This window comes from Nocardia sp. NPDC055321 (assembly GCF_053645575.1).
In genome coordinates, this window is the sequence record NZ_JBSHMS010000006.1 from 201,287 (window position 1) to 220,332 (window position 19,046).

Annotated in this window: 15 protein-coding genes; all 15 read left to right on the forward strand. The window is 69.9% G+C overall.

Annotated elements, in window-relative coordinates:
* Positions 1 to 7: 7 nt before the first annotated feature.
* The 15 genes from ACWIGI_RS12175 to ACWIGI_RS12245 all read left to right on the forward strand — a co-directional run bounded on the left by ACWIGI_RS12175 (position 8) and on the right by ACWIGI_RS12245 (position 19,041).
* The gene (locus ACWIGI_RS12175) at positions 8 to 1,504 is read left to right on the forward strand and encodes an MFS transporter (protein ID WP_454202413.1); all 1,497 of its coding nucleotides are present in this window, start codon (positions 8 to 10) and stop codon (positions 1,502 to 1,504) included.
* A gap of 133 nt (positions 1,505 to 1,637) precedes the next feature.
* Positions 1,638 to 2,294 (forward strand): hypothetical protein, encoded by a 657-nt coding sequence (locus tag ACWIGI_RS12180; RefSeq protein ID WP_454202414.1) that lies wholly within the window; start codon positions 1,638 to 1,640, stop codon positions 2,292 to 2,294.
* A gap of 84 nt (positions 2,295 to 2,378) precedes the next feature.
* On the forward strand, positions 2,379 to 6,680 hold the full coding sequence (locus ACWIGI_RS12185; RefSeq protein WP_454202415.1) for a BTAD domain-containing putative transcriptional regulator: 4,302 nt from the start codon (positions 2,379 to 2,381) through the stop codon (positions 6,678 to 6,680).
* A 438-nt stretch (positions 6,681 to 7,118) separates the two neighbouring features.
* Positions 7,119 to 8,336 carry an NADP-dependent isocitrate dehydrogenase gene (locus ACWIGI_RS12190; RefSeq protein ID WP_454202416.1) on the forward strand — a complete coding sequence of 406 codons (1,218 nt, stop codon included), beginning with the start codon at positions 7,119 to 7,121 and terminating at the stop codon, positions 8,334 to 8,336.
* 349 nt (positions 8,337 to 8,685) lie between these two features.
* On the forward strand, positions 8,686 to 8,979 hold the full coding sequence (locus ACWIGI_RS12195) for a hypothetical protein (RefSeq protein ID WP_454202417.1): 294 nt from the start codon (positions 8,686 to 8,688) through the stop codon (positions 8,977 to 8,979).
* 92 nt (positions 8,980 to 9,071) lie between these two features.
* Positions 9,072 to 9,932, forward strand: a complete 861-nt coding sequence (locus ACWIGI_RS12200) for an alpha/beta fold hydrolase (protein ID WP_454202418.1) — start codon at positions 9,072 to 9,074, stop codon at positions 9,930 to 9,932.
* A 208-nt stretch (positions 9,933 to 10,140) separates the two neighbouring features.
* Entirely contained in the window at positions 10,141 to 11,391 is a 1,251-nt protein-coding gene (locus tag ACWIGI_RS12205) for an MFS transporter (protein WP_454202419.1), read from the forward strand.
* A 53-nt stretch (positions 11,392 to 11,444) separates the two neighbouring features.
* The gene (locus tag ACWIGI_RS12210; RefSeq protein WP_454202420.1) at positions 11,445 to 12,089 is read left to right on the forward strand and encodes a TetR/AcrR family transcriptional regulator; all 645 of its coding nucleotides are present in this window, start codon (positions 11,445 to 11,447) and stop codon (positions 12,087 to 12,089) included.
* A gap of 219 nt (positions 12,090 to 12,308) precedes the next feature.
* On the forward strand, positions 12,309 to 13,514 hold the full coding sequence (locus ACWIGI_RS12215; RefSeq protein WP_454202421.1) for a lipid-transfer protein: 1,206 nt from the start codon (positions 12,309 to 12,311) through the stop codon (positions 13,512 to 13,514).
* Between the two features lie 55 nt (positions 13,515 to 13,569).
* Positions 13,570 to 14,007 (forward strand): type II toxin-antitoxin system Rv0910 family toxin, encoded by a 438-nt coding sequence (locus ACWIGI_RS12220; RefSeq protein ID WP_454202422.1) that lies wholly within the window; start codon positions 13,570 to 13,572, stop codon positions 14,005 to 14,007.
* 1 nt (position 14,008) lies between these two features.
* Positions 14,009 to 14,872: a MaoC/PaaZ C-terminal domain-containing protein gene (locus ACWIGI_RS12225; protein ID WP_454202423.1), complete on the forward strand. Its 864-nt coding sequence runs from the start codon at positions 14,009 to 14,011 to the stop codon at positions 14,870 to 14,872.
* A gap of 65 nt (positions 14,873 to 14,937) precedes the next feature.
* Positions 14,938 to 15,816, forward strand: a complete 879-nt coding sequence (locus ACWIGI_RS12230) for an SDR family oxidoreductase (protein WP_454202424.1) — start codon at positions 14,938 to 14,940, stop codon at positions 15,814 to 15,816.
* A 52-nt stretch (positions 15,817 to 15,868) separates the two neighbouring features.
* The gene (locus ACWIGI_RS12235; RefSeq protein ID WP_454202425.1) at positions 15,869 to 17,134 is read left to right on the forward strand and encodes an acyl-CoA dehydrogenase family protein; all 1,266 of its coding nucleotides are present in this window, start codon (positions 15,869 to 15,871) and stop codon (positions 17,132 to 17,134) included.
* 93 nt (positions 17,135 to 17,227) lie between these two features.
* A complete protein-coding gene (locus ACWIGI_RS12240) occupies positions 17,228 to 18,115 on the forward strand; it encodes an alpha/beta fold hydrolase (protein ID WP_454202426.1) in 888 nt (295 codons plus the stop codon).
* 134 nt (positions 18,116 to 18,249) lie between these two features.
* Positions 18,250 to 19,041, forward strand: coding sequence for a PTS sugar transporter subunit IIA (locus ACWIGI_RS12245; RefSeq protein WP_454202427.1), 792 nt, complete (start codon positions 18,250 to 18,252; stop codon positions 19,039 to 19,041).
* Positions 19,042 to 19,046: the final 5 nt, after the last annotated feature.

Below are 19,046 nucleotides of genomic sequence, written 5' to 3' on the forward strand. Positions count from 1 at the left end.
AGTAGGCATGACCGGCGGGACGGCAACGCTCGAACCTGACGAAATATCAAGTGAGACAAAAAATTCCGCACGATGGTGGGCTCTCGGCGTCATCGCCGTCGCGCAGCTGATCGTGGTGCTCGACGCCACCATCGTCACGATTTCGCTGCCCTTCGCCCAGCAGGACCTGGGCATCAGCGACGGCAACAAGCAGTGGGTCCTGACCGCGTACACGCTGATCTTCGGCGGACTGCTGCTGCTCGGCGGGCGGCTGGCGGACTACCTCGGCCGCCGGCGCGTCTTCATCGCCGGCCTGGTCGGTTTCGCACTGGCCTCCGCACTGGCCGGGCTCGCGCAGAACGGCGCACAGCTGTTCGCCGGACGTGGTCTGCAGGGCGCGTTCGCGGCGCTGCTCGCCCCGGCGGCGCTGTCCCTGGTGTCGGTGACCTTCACCGAGGCCAAGGAGCGAGCCAAGGCGTTCGGCGTCTTCGCCGGGGTCTCGGCGGGCGGCGCGGCCATCGGCCTCATCGCGGGCGGCGCGCTGACCGAGTACGCCAGCTGGCGCTGGTGCCTGCTGGTGAACACCCCGATCGCGTTGCTCGCCGTGCTGGGCGCGCTCGCCTTCGTGGTCCGGGACGTACCGGCCCCGCGGACCGGCGGATACGACCTGCCGGGCGCGATCACCTGCACCCTCGGCCTGATCGCGGTGGTGTACGGCTTCAGCCGCGCCGCCGAGGACGGCTGGCTGGCCGTCTCGACCCTCGGGCTGCTCGCCGGCGGCGCGGTGCTGCTGGCGCTGTTCGTCGTCATCGAATATCGCAGCTCGAATCCGCTGCTGCCGCTGCGTATTCCGGGTGAGATCAACCGCGGCGGGTCGTTCCTCGTGGCGCTGCTGGTGCCGATCGCCATGTTCGCCATGTTCCTGAACCTGAGCTTCTACATGCAGATGACCCTGGGGTACTCCGCGCTGAAGACCGGTTTCGCGTTCATGCCGTTCCCACTGGGCATCACCATCTCCGCGGGCATCACCAGCGTGCTGCTGCCCAAGCTCGGGCCGCGCCCGCTCATGCTGGCCGGTGCTGTGCTCGGGGCGGCCGGGCTCGTCTACATGGCGCAACTGGACTTCGGTTCCAGCTACGCCGCGCTCGTGCTGCCCGCGATGACGCTGATCGCGCTCGGCATGGGCCCACTGTTCGTCTGCATGCAGACCACCGCGCTGCACCAGGTCGACGACGAGGATTCCGGTGTGGCCAGTGCGCTGCTCAACGCCGCGCAGCAGGTCGGCGGGTCCATCGGCGTCGCGCTGCTCACCACGATCGCGGTGCAGGCCGCGGAGCGGTACGCCACCGACAATCCGACGGTCGACAACCTGGCGGCACGGGCCGCGATCCACAGCTACGACGTGGCCTTCTATTTGGGCGCGGTGTTCTTCGTGATCGCGATCCCGGTGATCGCCTTCATGATTCGGGACAAGCCGTCGAGCCTGCTCGAGGGGTCGGAGCGCCCGGTGCACGTGGGGGTCTGAGGTCGGCGCCGGTCTTCGATGGTAGAGGCCCGTGGGCATAGATCCCTCGCCCCGTCACGGATTCGCGCCGTGACGGGGCGAGCCGCAAGTCGATGGCAAGTCGTGGTCAACAGTGGCGGTTCATGGTGGGCGCATGAGCATCACCACTGAACTACCGGCCGACAGTGACTTCCGCTGGCGGGCATACGCATTGATCGGGGGCGGTGTGCTGTTCGCGATCGGCAACGCACTGCACCCGCTGCGGCACTCCGAGGAGGCCGAGCAGGCGGCGACCTGGGTCGCGGCGCACGTGAGCTTCAGCGCGGGCGCGGTCCTCATGGCCGCCGGGCTGCCGCTGGTGACCGCGGCCTGGCGCTCGCTCGGGCGGCCGGGCATCGCGAGACTGGCCGCTGTCACCCGCGCGCTGCTGTATGCCGGTCTGGCCGTGGCCATTCCGATCGGTGGATATCACGAGGCGTTCGTGGCGCCCCGGCTGTCCCATCACGAACAGCACGCCATCGAGACCGCGGCCATGCCGGTGAACGGGCCGCTCGCGGCCTGCTTCCTCGTCGGCTTCCTGCTGTTGGCCGGCTGCGCGTTCGCGGCCCCGAACACCCTGCTCGCCCGGCCCGCGGCGGCGGTGCTCGTGGTGTCGGTGCTGGTGATGGGTGCGGCCGAAGGGCTGCCGGGCGCGGAGGGGTTGTGGATCATTCCCGGCACGATCGCGGTGGGCCTCGTCGTGGCGTTCGCCGGGGTGCGGGCGCTGCGGGGGACGGATGCGAGCACGCCGCGGGTGGCGATGAGTTCCTGAGTGATGCCGGTTCCGTGGGGGAATCGACCTCGAGCTTGAAGACGTTGAGGTTGCGAAATCGGCTGGGCGCGCGATGCTTCAGCCGTGGTGATCGTGGAACTGCTCGGGGCGCTGGGTGTCCGGGTGGACGGGCGGCCCGCGGTGCTGCGCGGGCCGATGCAGGCTGCGGTGCTGGCGCGGCTGGTGGCGGCGGGCGGGGAGGTCGTGTCGGCCGACCGGCTGATCGACGATCTGTGGGCGGGCGCGCCGCCGCCGAAGGCGGCCGGGTCGTTGCAGGCGCACATCTCGCACCTGCGGCGCGCGCTCGAACCCGAACGTCCGGCCCGGTCGCCCGCCCGCGTCGTGGTGTCGCGGGCCCCCGGCTACGCGCTCCAGCTGCCCGCCACGGCGGTCGACGTCTGGCATTTCGAGCGACTGTTCGCCGACGCGGCGGGCCACACGGACCCCGACGCCCGCCACCGTCTCCTGGACGCCGCGCTCGCCCTGTGGCGCGGCCCGGCCTACGCCGCCTGCGCCGATGCCGCCTGGGCCGCCGCCGAGATCACCCGCGTCACCGATATGCGCTGGACCGCAATGGAACAGCGCGCCCAGGCGGCCCTGGACCTGGGCCGCCCCGGCGACGTCGCCGCCACCCTGCCCCGCCTGCTCCACGAACAACCCGGCCGCGAGGAAGCCGTCCGCCTGCTGGCCCTGGCCCACTACCGCCAGGGCCGCCAACTCGAGGCCCTGGCCGTCCTGCGCCGCGCCCGCACCACCCTCCACGCCGATTTCGGCATAGACCCCGGCCCGCCCCTGCGCGCCCTCGAGTCGGCGATCCTGGCCCACGATCCGGCCCTGCTGCCGCAGTCGGCACCCCGGGTGCCGGCGGGCCCGGCTCGAGAGACGGCCGACCCCGCCGCACCGCCGACCATCCGCGTGGCTTCGAGTCCGCCCGGGCTCGAGCAGGTTTCGGATCCCGTCGCGGCGCGCCCGGAGCCGCATCTCGCTACACCGCTCGGTGCCCCCGCGCCTCCGGGACCCGCCACCGCGCAGTCGCCGGTGCCCGGACAGCTGTCGATCCCCGTCCTTCCGGAGCAGGGAGCCGCGACCACGCCGGGCCGCGCAGTCCACCCGGAATCGGAATACTCCACCCCGCAGGCACGGGATCTCACGATCCCGCACGCGATCGAGGCGCCGAGCGCCGAGTCGACCTCGGTCACCGCTGCGGAGTCGCCAGGTCCGCCCGGGACGTTTTCCGAAACCATCGACTCGCCGAACCGGTCGGCGTCGCCGTCCACTTCCTCGAATTCCAGCGCCGGCTCGGCGGACTCCACCGCCTCGTTCGGAGACCGCCTACGTGTGCGTCCGGGTGCGATGGTCGGCTACACAGCGCAGCGCGCCGTCCTACATGCCGCCGCCCGCGAATCGGCCCGGGGTGGAGCGCGGCTCGTCTGGATCGAAGGTGAAGCGGGAGCGGGCAAGTCGACCCTCGTCGGTTCGGTCATCGGGGACCTGTCCGAGTCGGGCTGGCGGGTGGCGGTTGGCAGTTGCCCGGAGGTCGACGGCGCACCGGCCGGCTGGGCCTGGCAGCAGATCCACGACGAGTTGTCCTATGTGGCAGCCGAGTTGGAGTCGACAAGGCCGACCCCCGTCACAGCTGTGTGGGCTCGCGGGGAGGCGATCGGTCCGTCGTACCCGGCTCCGGAGGTCGCCGGTGAGACCTCGAATGCCGGCGGTGCGGAGACGAGTGCGTGTGGTGACGGATTCGCCTCCAGCGACGAAGAGCCGGAGCGCACTCGCGCGGATCGAAACATCGCACGCGCGGTTCGAGATTCGGGATCTCGTTCGCTGGGCGGAGGAATCGACTCGGATCGCCGGGCGGCCGGGGACACCGCGTTCGGGCTGGCTCGGACGGTGGCGGGGCGGTGCGCGTGGTGGGGGCGGCGGCAGCCGGTGGTCGTCGTGGTGGAGGACGTGCACCGGGCGGACGGGGCGACCCTGCAGATGTTGCGGCAGGTGGTGGCCTGGACGGCGGGGACACCGGTGTTGTTCGCGGTCACGGTGCGGGGGTCGGAGGTGCGGGACGAGATACGGGCCACCTCGGCGGCATTGGCTGCGGTGACCGTGGGGCGGTGTGAGCTGGGCGGGTTGGACGCCGGGTCGGTGCGGGCGGTCGCGGAGGGGGCGGGGCTCACCGGGCTGGACGAGGACACCGTGCGGCTGGTGTGCGCGCGAACCGGGGGTAACCCGCTGTTCGTGGTCGAGTTGGCGAAACTCGCGGCGGCGGAAGGTGATCTGCTGGGGGTGCCGCCGGGGGTGCGGGATGTGTTGCACCGCAGGATCGCCCGGCTGCCGGACGCGGCGGCGCGGATGCTGCGGCTGCTGGCGGTGTGGGGCGAGGCCGCCGAGTTCGGCGTGCTGCCGCTGCTGCTCGACGAGAACGAGGACGCGCTGGTCGATCTGGTGGACACGGTCGTGGCGGCGGGGCTGTTACGTACCGAAGGGCGTCGAATCCGGTTCGGGCACGCGCTGATTCGTGATGCCGTCTACTCCGGGATTCCGGCGTTGCGGCGCGCCCGGATGCACGGGGACGCCCTGCGGGTGGCGGCGCGGGCGGCGGCGCCCGATGTGCACGCGCTCGCCCATCACGCGCTGGCGGGTGGCGACGCCGTGCGTCCCGAAGCCGCTCTCGGCCACGTGGTGACCGCGGCCCGGCACAGCGCTGCCCGCCGGGCCTTCGCCGAGGCCGCGCCGCTGTGGCAGGCCGCCCTGGAACTGCACGCCCTCGCCGGTCACCCCGAGGACGGCTCCGACCGGGCCGCCGGGACGGCCATCCTGGAGGCCCGCTGCGAACTGGTGGGCGCGCTGGCCCACGGTGGCAACGACGCGGCCGCCCGGTCCCTGCGTCACCGGGCTCTCACTCTGGCGGAGTCCCTCGGCGAAAGCCCTCCCGGGACAACGGAATCGGCGCGCGATCTGCCGGACGCCACGACCGGCGCGTATCAGGTCGATCGCCCGGATGCCCACGCTGTGGCTCGCGCTCCGCTCGATTGGTCCGAGGGGTCGTTCGAGCCCCGGTTGTCGGGGGACCCGCGCGCGCCGCGTGAGTCCGCAGGGCCATCCGAGCCCTCGTTGTCGGGGGTGCCGCGCGTCGAGACCGCGCGCGGGTCGTCCGATCCCTGCCGGTCGCCGGCACCCGCTGACTGGGAGTCGGCATCCCCGGTGCTCGGCGCGCCCACGCCGCCGATCATCGCGGCTCACCTGGACCGCGTCCGCGAGCGAGCCGACGCCGCGCACCTCGCGCCGGACCCCGCCCGCGACCCGATCGCGTGCGCGCTCGGCTCGTGGCGGGCGCCGGTGATCTGGGAGACCCGGGACAAGCGGCTGCCCGACGCCCGGATGATCGACGCGCTGCGGACCGCGCTGGCCCGGGAATTGGCGCCCGGCGACCGCGTGCGGCTGCTGACGGCGCTGGTGTTCGAGGTCGAGGGCGACGACGACCCGCTCGCCCGGGCGGCCGCGGCCGAGGCGGTGCTCACCGCGCGGGCGCTGGGCGACGCCGAATCGCTGTGTGCCGCACTCAATGCCAGGGCCTTCCTCGCGCTGGGGCCGGAGCTGTGGGACGAGCGGGAATCGCTGACCGCCGAACTGCTCACCGTCGCTACGGCCGCCGGACTGGTCGAGTTCCAGGCGGTCGCGCACTTCCTGGGCTGCCTCATCGCCTGCGGGTCGAACGATCTCCTGCGGGCCCGCGCCGAGGTGGAACGCGGGCTGGAGTGCGCGACCGGCGGCCAGTTGAACCAGATGCTGACGGTGCTCTCGCTGTTCTCCGCGGTGCTCGCCGTCCTGCACGGCGACCTGGACACCGCCGAACGCGTCTATGCCGAACGCAGCGCGGAGATGATCGCCTCGGGCACCGCGAACGGCCCCGAACTGCTGCTCGTCTCCGGGATGATGCTCGGCTGGGCGCGCGGGGATCTGTCGGCGCTGGCCGAACCCCTGGCCCGCGTGTACGAGGTCGCCCCGCACGCCATGGTGTACCCCTACGTGGCGGCCCTGCTCGACGCGGGCGATGCCGACCGGGCCCGGACGGTGTTCGACGCGGCGGCACCGGTCAAGCGCGACCACTACTGGTCGGTCATGGCGAGCTTCCGCGCGCGGGCCGCCCTCGGGCTGGGCGACAGCGCCGCGATCGCGGAGTGCTACCGCGACATGCTGCCGCGCGCGGGCACGATGGCGGGCCTGGACACCGGTTCGGTGGTGTACGGCCCCGTGGACGCCATGCTGGCCGAACTGGCGACCGCACTCGGCGACAGAGCCGCCGCCGCGTCGCACCGCACGCGAGCGGCCGACGTGGCGGCCGCCGTCGCGGCGCAGCTCGCCCTGATGCCCCCGCCCGGGCGTTGAGCGCGATCCGCCAGTGGCGTTGCCGGCTCACCGGCCGCGTGCGTCGCCGGTGGAGTCACGGCGTGACGGCTCGGCCGCGCTGCCCGGTCCGGCCGCGCCGAGCAGCCGACCCACGCCCGCTGTTCGACGCTTCCGGCGGATGAGCGGCGGAACGCCCGAACCCGCGGTGATACCGATTCACGCGGGACGTGACGTGGCTCCTACTCGCCGGTAACTGAGGGCGCGGTCCCGCACAGCGGGGGCTGCCCGCGCGGTGAGGTTCCCACCAGCAGTACGCTCGTATTGCTTGGCGCTCCGGAATGCGGACCTGGTACCAGAGGCCCCGTAGGAAACGCCGGGCATATACGTTGTTTGTTGAACAGCCGGGGTCCCCGCTCACAAGCGTGCTCACCTGGCCGTGCAATGGGAGCACCACCTTCCTAGGAGGACACGAAGTCCATGTCCAAGATCAAGGTTGAAGGGACTGTCGTCGAGCTCGATGGCGACGAGATGACCCGGATCATCTGGCAGTTCATCAAGGACAAGCTGATCATCCCGTATCTCGATGTGAACCTCGAGTACTACGACCTCGGCATCGAGTACCGCGACAAGACCGATGATCAGGTCACCGTCGACGCGGCCAACGCCATCAAGAAACACGGCGTCGGCGTGAAGTGCGCGACCATCACCCCGGATGAGGCCCGCGTCGAGGAGTTCGACCTCAAGAAGATGTGGCGGTCGCCGAACGGCACCATCCGCAACATTCTGGGCGGCACCATCTTCCGTGCGCCGATCATCATCTCCAACGTGCCGCGTCTGGTTCCGGGCTGGACCAAGCCGATCATCATCGGCCGCCACGCCTTCGGCGATCAGTACCGCGCCACCGATTTCAAGGTGCACCAGGCGGGCACCGTCACCCTGACCTTCACGCCCGAGGACGGCTCCGAGCCGATCCAGCACGAGGTCGTGCGCATGCCCGAAGACGGCGGCGTGATCATGGGTATGTACAACTTCCAGGAGTCCATCCGGGACTTCGCGCGGGCCTCGCTGAACTACGGTCTGCAGCAGAACTACCCGGTGTACCTCTCCACGAAGAACACCATCCTCAAGGCGTACGACGGCATGTTCAAGGACACCTTCGAAGAGGTGTACCAGAACGAGTTCAAGGACGAGTTCGACGCTCAGGGCCTGACCTACGAGCACCGGCTCATCGACGACATGGTCGCCTCCGCGCTCAAGTGGGAGGGCGGCTACGTCTGGGCCTGCAAGAACTACGACGGCGACGTGCAGTCCGACACCGTGGCGCAGGGCTTCGGCTCGCTGGGCCTGATGACCTCGGTGCTGCTCACCCCGGACGGCCGCACCTGTGAGGCCGAGGCCGCGCACGGCACGGTCACCCGGCACTACCGCCAGCACCAGCAGGGCAAGCCCACCTCCACGAACCCGATCGCCTCGATCTTCGCGTGGACCCGTGGCCTGGCTCATCGCGGCAAGCTGGACGGCACCCCCGAGGTCGTCGGCTTCGCGCAGACCCTCGAGGACGTCGTCATCAAGTCCGTCGAGGACGGCCAGATGACCAAGGATCTCGCGCTGCTCGTCGGCGGCGACCAGGGCTACCTGACCACCGAGGAGTTCCTCGGCGTGCTGGACGCCAACCTGGCCCGCACCCTGCGCTAGGCGGGTGACATCTCCGGATTCGGCGGTTGCCGGGGTCCGGGGCGTAAGATTCTCGGGCGCCCGGAATTCTCCGGAAGGCCCGGGGCGCAAGACTTTCGGAACGTGAGGGATCACCTCGCCGGACGGAAGCAGGACGTCATCGATGTCCGAGTAGAAGTCGCGCCGGCGTGAACAGCGGCGCAGCGGCGAAACGATGGCGGCCGGGACCGATCGTCCCGGCCGGAACCATCGCGCCGAGCATCCGGGCACCTGCCTCCGCGAGTACGCGGAACAGCGGGTGCCCGAACTGTTTTCGGCGTCCGGACCACGGCGATACCCGCGATTCCGTTGCGGGTGATAAGAACTGGGCATGGGTAAGGTTCGCGCACTGCCGCCGCGGTATCGGCTGTGGATTCGGCTGGGGTGGGTGCTCGCGGTGGCATCGCTGGGGATGACCGTGCTGTGTTTCGTCCTGGCGGCGCGGGCGGACGGCCGCAGGTGCGGGCCCGACGAACGCGGGGATTGCCTGACGAGTGCGGACGCGGCTCAGATTCCGCTGATTCTCGGCGGCGGCTTCGTGCTGGTCACCGTGCTCGCGCTCGCCGGGGTGCTGGGCCTGCGCAAGACGCTCGTGGCCGCGGCCGCCGCGCAGGGCAGACGATAATGGCGAGATTTATCTGTTACTTGCGGTAGCGCACACTGTGGCCCATGTGCCAGGCTGAAGCGGTATTGCCGGAGCGCTGGAGGTGCAGGTCAATGGGGACCGACGTAGCCGTTCGTATTTCGGAATTTCGCCGGGGAGAGCTGGTATTCCCGGTCATCGACTCGGGGCCGCTGGACGGCGAACCCGTCCTGCTGCTGCACGGGTGGCCGCAGGACTCGCGGAGCTGGGACGCGGTCGCGCCGCTGCTGCACGCGGCGGGGTACCGGACCTTCGCGCCGGACCTGCGGGGTTCGGTGGCCAGCGCGGCGCCGCGCTGGCGGTGGCAGTACCGGCTCGGGGAGCTCGCGGGGGACGTCGCGGCCATGACCGAGCAGATCGGGCGGCCGGTGCACCTGGTCGGGCACGACTGGGGCGCGGCGCTGGCCTGGGTCGTCGCCGGATCCGGACAGGGCGGCCTGAAATCCATGGCGGCGCTGTCGATTCCGCATCCCGGAGCGTTCGCGCGCGCGGTGCTCACCAGCCGCCAGGTGGTGGCGTCCTGGTACATGTACGCCTTCCAGGTGCCGCTGCTGCCCGAATTGACCCTGCGGACCGGCATTTTCCGCCGGATCCTGGGTGACCTGGGCCAGACCGATGAACACATCCGCCGCGATTCTGACCGCGTGCGCGACCGCGCGATCGCCCGCGGCGGCCTGCACTGGTACCGCGCGATGCTGCTGTCCTCCCCGCGCGTGCTCACCGCCCGGGTCGCGGTCCCGACCCTGCAGATCTGGAGCAGCGGGGACCAAGCGGTGCTGGAGAGCGGCGTGCGGCTCACCGAGCGGTTCGTGGACGGCCCGTTCCGGCTCGAGATCCTGCCCGGCGTCTCGCACTGGATCCCCGAGGAAGCGCCAGAGGACACCGCACGGCTGCTCGTGGAGCATTTCGAGTCGGCCGGCGCCGCCTCGCGCTGAGGCACTGTTCGGTGCCCGCCGCGGTACCGGGCCGTGCCCGTCGTGCCGCGGCCCGTGACGTTCGTCCCGAGAGTCGGGCTGTCGCCCGGGCCACGCCGTACCCGATCGCGTCGCGCTCGCCGGGCGTTCGTGTGCCTGATCCCCGCGGGTGAGTGGGCTCACGCCGAAAGCGGGATGGGGGAGATGCGCCGGGGTGTTGCCCACGTTCATGGCTAACTCTGTGCCCGGCGGGGATGTGGCGGTCGAGACGGCGGTGGCCGCTGCGCCCGAGACGGCGGTGGCCGCTGCTCCGGAGAACGAGCGGCGGTGGCCGATCGCGGCGATGCTGGCGCTGGCGCTGGGCGGATTCGGGATCGGGACCACCGAGTTCGTCACCATGGGTTTGCTGCCCGATATCGCGGGAGCCATGGACGTCTCCGAACCGGTTGCGGGGCATGTGGTTTCCGCCTACGCGCTGGGCGTGGTCGTCGGTGCGCCGGTGATCGCGGCGATGGCCGCGCGGGTCGATCGCAAGAAGCTGCTCATCTGGCTCATGGTGGCTTTCACCGTGGGAAACGTGGCCACCGTGCTCGCCCCGAGCTTCGCGACGCTGACCGCGGCGCGCTTCGTTTCGGGCCTGCCGCACGGCGCGTATTTCGGCGTCGCGTCGCTGGCCGCGGCCTCCCTGGCGCCGGTGGGCCAAAGGGCCAAGGCGGTAGCGGCGGTTATGCTGGGTTTGAGCGCCGCCAATGTTGTCGGCGTTCCCAGCGCCACTTGGCTCGGTCAGCATCTGGGCTGGCGGGACGCCTTCGTGGTCGTCGCCATCATCGGTTCGGCCACCGTCGCCGCTATTTCTCGTTTCGTGCCGCACTTGCACGGGATTCGCCTTACCGACCCGCGGACCGAGCTGGGTGCGCTGCGGCGCCCGCAGGTGCTGCTCACCCTGCTGGTGGGCGCGGTCGGCTTCGGCGGCATGTTCGCGGTCTACACCTACATCACCACCACGCTCACCGATGTCGCCGGAATGCGGGTCGGCCTGGTGCCCATCGTGCTCATGCTCTTCGGGCTCGGCATGGTGGCGGGCAACATCCTGGGCGGCGTGTTCGCCGATCGCGGCGTCGACCGCGCGATTCTCGGCGGCCTGATCTTCATGGTGCTCATCCTGGCGGGTTTCGTTGCGGCCGCGCACAATCCGTTCACGGCGGCGGCCGGAGCCTTCTTCGTCGGCGCGTCCGGCGCGGCGCTCGCCCCGGCCCTGCAGACCCGGCTCATGGATGTCGCGCACGATGCCCAGACCCTGGCCGCCGCGCTCAATCACGCGGCCCTCAATATCGCCAACGCGGCGGGGGCGTGGCTGGGCGGCCTGGTGATCGCGGCCGGCTTCGGCTACACCGCCCCGGCCGTCGTCGGTACGCTCCTGGCCGTCGCGGGCGTGCTGCTGTTCAGCGTCACCCTGTGGGTCGCGCGCCGGAGCGCCTGACCGGGAGCGGTCTCGTTTACATACACTCTTGTATGTAAGTGTACGATCCAGGGATGACCACGACCGCGGCGCCGAAGCAACCCCGCCGGACCCAGGAGCAGCGCAGCAGCGAGATGCGGGTGCGGCTGCTCGACGCGACCATCGAGTGTCTGGTCGAGTTCGGGTACGCGGGCACCACCACGCCGCGGGTCGCCGAACGGGCGGGCGTGACCCGCGGGGCCATGGTCCACCACTTCGGATCCAAGACCGATCTGGTGGTCGCGGCCATCAGTCATCTGGCCCAGCGCCGCACCGAGGCCGCCATGCTGGAGATCGGGCGCATCAAGGACGGCGCGGACTCCATCGCCACCATGCTGGATTTCCTGTGGGAGCTGCATCAGGGCCCGCTGTTCATCGCGGCCATGGAGCTGTGGGTGGCCGGGCGCACCGATCCGGTGCTGGCCCGGGAGATGGGCAAGGTCGAGCCGTTCGTGAACAACGCGGTGCTCATGGCGCTGTCCCGGTACGTCCCGGATGAGGTGTACCGCAAGGATGCTCGCGATTTCCTCTACACCGCCATGGACGCCCTGCGCGGCATTCTGGTGTCCAGCTTCATCGAGCCGGATCCGGCGCGGGCGCTGCGGCGCTGGCGGCGCGCCTCGGCGCATCTGCGTGTGATCGCGGCGGCGTCGCTGCCGGGTCTGGTCATCGCCGACTGACCTCCAGCCGGCTACGACACTTTCTCGCGGCGCCCGGGCGAACGGCCCGGGCGCTGTTCGTTTGCTCATGCATCCCGGAATGTATGTATTCGCATTCCGGCGCTGACGCGCGCCCATGATCGGCTTCGAATCCAGCTGGGAACCGCACCCTTGTGTGCTTACATACATCTCTGTATGTTTGTTTCTGTTCGAGCACAGCAGCGTGATGGGAGGAGTTCGATGGCGAACAAGGTGTACGTAGTCGGCGTCGGAATGACGAAGTTCGAGAAGCCGGGCCGTCGTAAGAACGAGGACGGCAGCAACTGGGACTACCCGGACATGGCGCGCGAGTCGGGCACCAAGGCGCTCGCCGACGCCGGTATCGACTACCGCGAGGTCGAACAGGCCTACGTCGGCTACGTCTACGGCGAGTCGACCTCCGGTCAGCGCGCGGTGTACGAGCTCGGCATGACCGGCATCCCGGTGGTGAACGTCAACAACAACTGTTCCACCGGTTCGACCGCGCTCTACCTCGCCGCCCAGGCGATCCGCGGCGGGCTCGCCGACTGCACCCTGGCCCTGGGCTTCGAGAAGATGCAGCCGGGCTCGCTGGGCTCGAGTTACGACGATCGCGAACAGCCGATGGCCAAGCACGTCATGGCCCTCGCCGAGATCTCCGAGGTGCTGTTCCCGGTGGCCCCGTGGATGTTCGGCGCGGCCGGGCGCGAGCACATGGAGAAGTACGGCACCACGCTCGAGCACTTCGCCAAGATCGGCCACAAGAACCACAGGCATTCGGTGAACAACCCGTATGCCCAGTTCCAGGACGAGTACTCGCTGGACGACATCCTGAACGCGCGGATGATCTACAGCCCGCTCACCAAGCTGCAGTGCTCGCCGACCTCCGACGGTTCCGGCGCGGCCATCCTGGCCGGCGAGGATTTCGTGGATCGGCACGGCCTGGCCGCGCAGGCGGTGGAGATCGTGGGCCAGACCATGACCACCGACTATGCCTCCACCTTCGACGGCACCGCCAAGAACCTCATCGGCTACGACATGAACGTCCAGGCGGCCGAGAAGGTCTACGCCGAGGCGGGTTTGGGCCCGGAGGACTTCCAGGTCATCGAGCTGCACGACTGCTTCTCCGCCAACGAACTGCTGCTGTACGAGGCGCTGGGCCTGTGCGGCGAGGGCGAGGCGGCAAAGCTCATCGACGCCGGGGCCACCACCTACGGCGGCAAGTGGGTCGTCAATCCCTCGGGCGGCCTGATCTCCAAGGGACATCCGCTGGGCGCAACGGGTTTGGCGCAGTGCAGCGAGCTCACCTGGCAGCTGCGCGGCACCGCAGACAAGCGGCAGGTGGACAACGTCACCGCCGCCCTGCAGCACAACATCGGGCTCGGCGGCGCGGCCGTCATCACCGCCTACCAGCGCGCGGACCGCTGAGCGCGTCGCGAAACACCAACCGACACAGATCTACTCGACGAGGAGCAGTTTTCACATGGGACACATCGAAGCCAGCCGCGACCTGACCGCCGGCCCCGCCGCCCTGTGGGCCGTGGTCTCCGATCCGCAGACCTGGGACAAGTGGTTCAGCATCCACGAGCGCTGGATGGAGGACGCGCCGGCCGTGCTGTCCGAAGGTGCGGTGCTGACCGCCAAGGTCGTCATGCTCGGCATGGCCAACAAGATGGTCTGGAAGGTCGAGAGCGTCGAGGCCCCGAATCGCCTGGTGCTCAGCGGAACCGGCATGGCCGGGGTGAAGGTGCAGTTCACCTTCGACATCACCCCCGCGGGCGAGGGCAGCAACTTCGCGGTCGCCGGTGACTTCGAGGGCGCGCTCATCAAGGGCGCGCTGGGCAAGGCGGTGGAGAAGGACGGGCTGAACCAGCTCGACAAGACCCTCACCGCCCTCGACTCGCTGGCCGCGGCGGCCTGAGATGTCGGGCACCCCCATCGAATTCGATGCCTCGGGCCTGAACACCTGGTCCGACGAAGAGCGTTTCGAGGTCACGGCGGAACGGCTGGCCGAATACGCCGCCGCCACCAATGATCCCATCGAGGCGCACCGCAAGGGCGAGATCGCCTCGCCCGTGTTCGCCATCGTCCCGGTGTTCGACGCCATGATGGTGCCGGTCATCGACGTGGTGCCGATGGACATCTTCGGCCGGGTCGTCCACGGCGAGCAGGACTTTCACTTCCACCGTCCGATCCGGCCCGGCGAGACGCTGGTCTCGCGCGCCAAGGCCATCGGGTTCGAGGGCAGGGACAACGGCTCGACCATCACCATCCTCATCGAAACCCGTGCCGAGGACGGCGAACTGGTCAACGAGCAGTATCTGACCGCGTTCTTCCGCGGCGTGAACGCCGGTCTGCGGGTCGGCGACGGCGCACCCGCGCACCGTTTCGACGCCGCGCTGGCCGACCTGCCGCCGGTGGCCGAGGCGGCGGCGCACGTGGATCTCGATCAGACGTACCGGTATTCGCCCGCCTCGGGTGATCCGGTGCCGCTGCATCTGGACGACGACGTCGCCAAGGAGGCCGGGTTGCCCGGCATCATCGCGCACGGGCTGTGCACGATGGCCATGTCGTCCTGGGGCGTGCTCACCGAGGTCGCGGGCTCGGATGTGGCGCGGCTGCGGCGCTTCGCGGTCCGGTTCTCGAAGATGGTGTTCCCCGGCGACGACCTGCGGACCCAGCTCTGGAAGCTCGACTCCGCCGACGGGGTCACCACCTACGCCTTCCGCACGCTGCGCGGGGACGACGTCGTGTTGAGCGACGGCCGCGCCGACATCGCGGATTGACACCTTCGAACGGCGTCGGCGGGGTGACGCCGTTCGCGAAAAGACTTGCTGGACAGGAGAGATTCATGGGATTGCTCGAAGGACGGGTCGCCGTCGTCACCGGCGCCGGTCGCGGTATCGGCCGTGAGCACGCACTGTTGTTCGCGCGCGAGGGCGCCGCGGTCGTGGTGAACGACCTGGGCGGCAGCAACTCCGGCGAGGGCGTCGACGTCGGCCCCGCGCAGGAGGTCGCGAACGAGATCGTGGCCGCCGGCGGTCGCGCCGTCGCGAACACCGACAACATCGCCGACTGGGCCGGCGCGAAAAACCTGATCGATCAGGCTGTCTCGGAGTTCGGCCGCCTCGATGCGGTGATCAACAACGCCGGGATCCTGCGCGACGCGTTCATCGCGGGCATGGACGAGGCGCAGTGGGACGCTGTCGTCGCGGTGCACCTCAAGGGGCACGCCGCGGTGCTGCGCCACGCAGCCGGGTACTGGAAGGACCAGTCCAAGGCAGGTAACCAGCCGAACGCGGCGGTGGTCAACACCGCGTCCGCCTCGGGCGTGACCGTTCCCAACGCCGGGCAGGGCAATTACGGTGCGGCCAAGGCGGGCATCGCCGCGCTGACCCTGGTCGCGGCCGACGAACTCGCCCGCTACGGCGTGCGCGTCAACGCCATCGCGCCCATCGCGCGCACCCGCCTGACCCTGGCCACGCCGGGCATGGGCGAGATGATGGCCGCCGAGGTCGCGGATCTGGAGGAGGGCGCCTTCGACGCCTTCAGCCCGGCCAACATCTCCCCGCTGGTCGCCTACCTGGCCACCGAGAAGTGCCCGATCACCGGCAAGGTGTTCGCGGTGCAGGGCGGGGCCATCTCCGAGCTCGCGGGCTGGCACGACGTGAAGACCATCGAGACCGACGGTCCGTGGCTGATCGACGACATCGCCGCCCGCCTGCCCTGAGTCGTACCGTCCCGATCGCACCCCCGACAGCGAAACCGTCTGGAGAACAACGATGTTCGAATGGTCCGAAACCGACGAGATGATCCGCGACGCGGTGCGCGGCTTCATCGACAAGGAGATCCGCCCGCAGCTGGCCGGTCTCGACAGCGGTGAGATCTCGCCGTATCCGATTATTCGAAAGTTGTTCAGCGACTTCGGCATCGACGCGCTGGGCGGCGACGCGATCGGGAAACTGCTGGCCCGCCAGCGCAAGCGCGAAGCGGCCCTGGCCGCGGGCGAGCCGCTGCCCGAGCGCAAGGAGGGTTCCTCGGGGGACGGCGGTCCGTTCGCAGGCCAGGAATCGATGATGGCGGTGCTCATCAGCGAACTGTCCGGGGTGTGCATGGGGCTGGTGACCGCCATGGGCGTGAGCATCGGGCTCGGGGCGACCACCATCCTCTCGCGCGGCACGCTCGCGCAGAAGGAGCGCTGGCTCGCCGACATCGTGACCATGAAAAAGGTCGCGGCGTGGGCGATCACCGAACCGGACTCGGGTTCGGACGCCTTCGGCGGGATGAAGACCTATGTGCGCCGCGACGGTGAGGACTACATCCTCAACGGGCAGAAGACCTTCATCACCAATGGGCCGTTCGCGGATGTGGTCATCGTCTACGCCAAGCTCGACGACGGTGACGGCACCGACAAGCGCGATCGCAAGGTGCTGACCTTCGTGCTCGACAAGGGCATGGAGGGCTTCACCCAGGGCAAGCCGTTCCAGAAGATGGGTCTGCACGCCTCGCCCACCGGCGAGCTGTTCTTCGACAACGTGCGCCTGTCCAAGGACCGGCTGCTCGGGGAGACCGAGGAGCACAAGGGCGGCGACGGCCGGGAGAGCGCCCGGTCGAGCTTCACCGCCGAGCGCATCGGCGTCGCGTTCATGGCGCTGGGCATCGTGAACGAATGTCACCGGCTCTCGGTGGAATACGCCAAGACTCGCAAGCTGTGGGGTCAGGAGATCGGGCGTTTCCAGCTGGTGCAGTTGAAGCTGGCCAAGATGGAGGTTGCGCGCATCAACGTCGAGAACATGGTCTTCAACATTCTCGAACGCGGCCGCGCGGGCAAGCCGCCGTCACTGGCCGAGGCCTCGGCCATGAAGCTGTACAGCTCCGAGATCGCCACCGAGGTCGCCATGGAGGCGGTGCAGCTGTTCGGCGGCAACGGCTACATGGCGGAGTACCACGTCGAGCAGCTGGCCCGGGACGCCAAGTCGCTCATGATCTACGCGGGCAGCAACGAGATCCAGGTGACGCACGTCGCCAAGGGGCTGCTCGGCAAGTGAGCCGGCCACCGGGTCGCGCGGGATGTGCTCGCCGGCGCGACCCGGTTACCGGAACAACCGCACAGCAACGGATTTCGTGAAGAGAGAGTGACAATGACGTCACCGTGGGCCGCCCTCGGCGGCGAGATCACCGAACGATCGCAGTGGTTCGGGGAGTTCCGGACGCGCGTGCTGGAGGTGCCGGGCGGCGGTCCGCGCTTCGTGCTGCTGCACGGGTTCGCCGATTCCGCCGACACCTGGCGGGGCGTGCTCGCCGGGATGCACGCTCGGGGGCGGGCCGCGGTGGCGGTCGACATGGCGGGGTTCGGGGTGACCGATCCGTTCGCACCGGGTCCGCTGCTGCCGCAGCTGGACGCCTTCGCCGACGCGATGCTGGCGTCGACCGGACCGGTGGTGCTGGTGGGTAATTCGCTCGGGGTGGCGATCTCGCTGCGGGCGGCGCAGCGCAATCCGGGTCTCGTGCTCGGGGTCTGCGCCCTCGACGAGCCGCTGCTGTCCGATGATTGGCTGGCACGGTTCGCCCGCGGCCGGATCGCGCCCGCCGCCGCGCGGGTACTGCACCGGACGTGCATGCCCGCGCCGCTACTGCGCGGGGGCATCTCGGTGTTCGCGCGGCTGGCGCTGTGGGGTGACCCGCGTGCGGCCGATCGCGCGCTCATCGCGATGTGGCGCGAGAAGTACGGCAGCTCCGCGCAGGTGGCCTGGCTGGCCGAGAACGCGATTCGCTTCGCGCAGGAATCGGTGGGCGGCTACGCGGATGATCCCGTGTCCTGCCCGGTCCGGATCGTGCACGGCCGCCGGGACCGCATCATTCCGGTGCGGGCCGGGGCGGCGCTGCATCGGCTGCTGCCGGGCAGCGAGTTCATCGTGCTCCCGCGCGCCGGGCACTGCCCGCAGCTGGACGATCCGGCCGGAATCGCGGAGCTGCTGGCCGATTTCGCGGACCGGCGGGTGGGTGGCGCGAGCCGCGACGTGGGGTGACGTGCTGGTTCTCGGGCCTTGGCGGACGCCGGGCAGTGGGCGATGAGCGCCGCGGACGACCGCGGTGAATCGGTGGTGGAAACCTGCGGTGTGCCCTCCGGTAGCTGGACGGGAAAATCTGCGACTATTCGGGCATGACATCGCTGTCGGACCTGCTGCCCGAAGACGCGATCCAGCTGGATGTACCGGCCCCGGACTGGCGCGCGGCGATTCGCGCCGCCGGAAGCTTGCTGACCGCCACCGGCGTGGCCACGGACGAGTACACCGCCGAGATGATCGGCAACGTGGAGGAGAACGGGCCGTACATCGTCATCGCGCCCGGATTCGCCTTCGCGCACGCGCGACCCTCGCCCGCGGTGTCACGGACCGGTATGTCGTGGGTGCGACTGCGCGAGCCGGTCGAGTTCGGCAGCCCCAACGACCCGGTGGATCTGGTGGTGGCGCTGGCGGCCACCGACTCCGAGGTGCACACCGACGCCATGGCCGCGCTCGCCCGGCTGCTGCTCGAACCCGGTGCGGACGAGCGGCTGCGGGCGGTGGCGACGGCCCGGGAACTGCGCCGGCTCATCACCGGTGAGGACGCGGCCGAATCCGAGAAGCTTTCCACCACAACGGCTTCCGGTGATCACCCGGCGTCGGGACCGGTGAAGATACTCACCGTGTGCGGCAACGGCGTCGGCACCAGCCTGTTTCTCAAGAGCACCCTGGAGAAGGTGCTCAACCGCTGGAAATGGTCGTCCTACGTCGATGTCGAAGCGACCGACACCATTTCGGCCAAGGGCAAGGCGGGGGAGGCCGTCGCGGTGCTGACCTCCGGGGAGATCGCGAAGACACTGGGAGACATGGGAATTCCGGTGCGGGTTGTGGAGAACTTCACCAGCACCGCCGAAGTCGACCGCATCCTGCGCGACCTCTTCGACGTGTAGGAGGC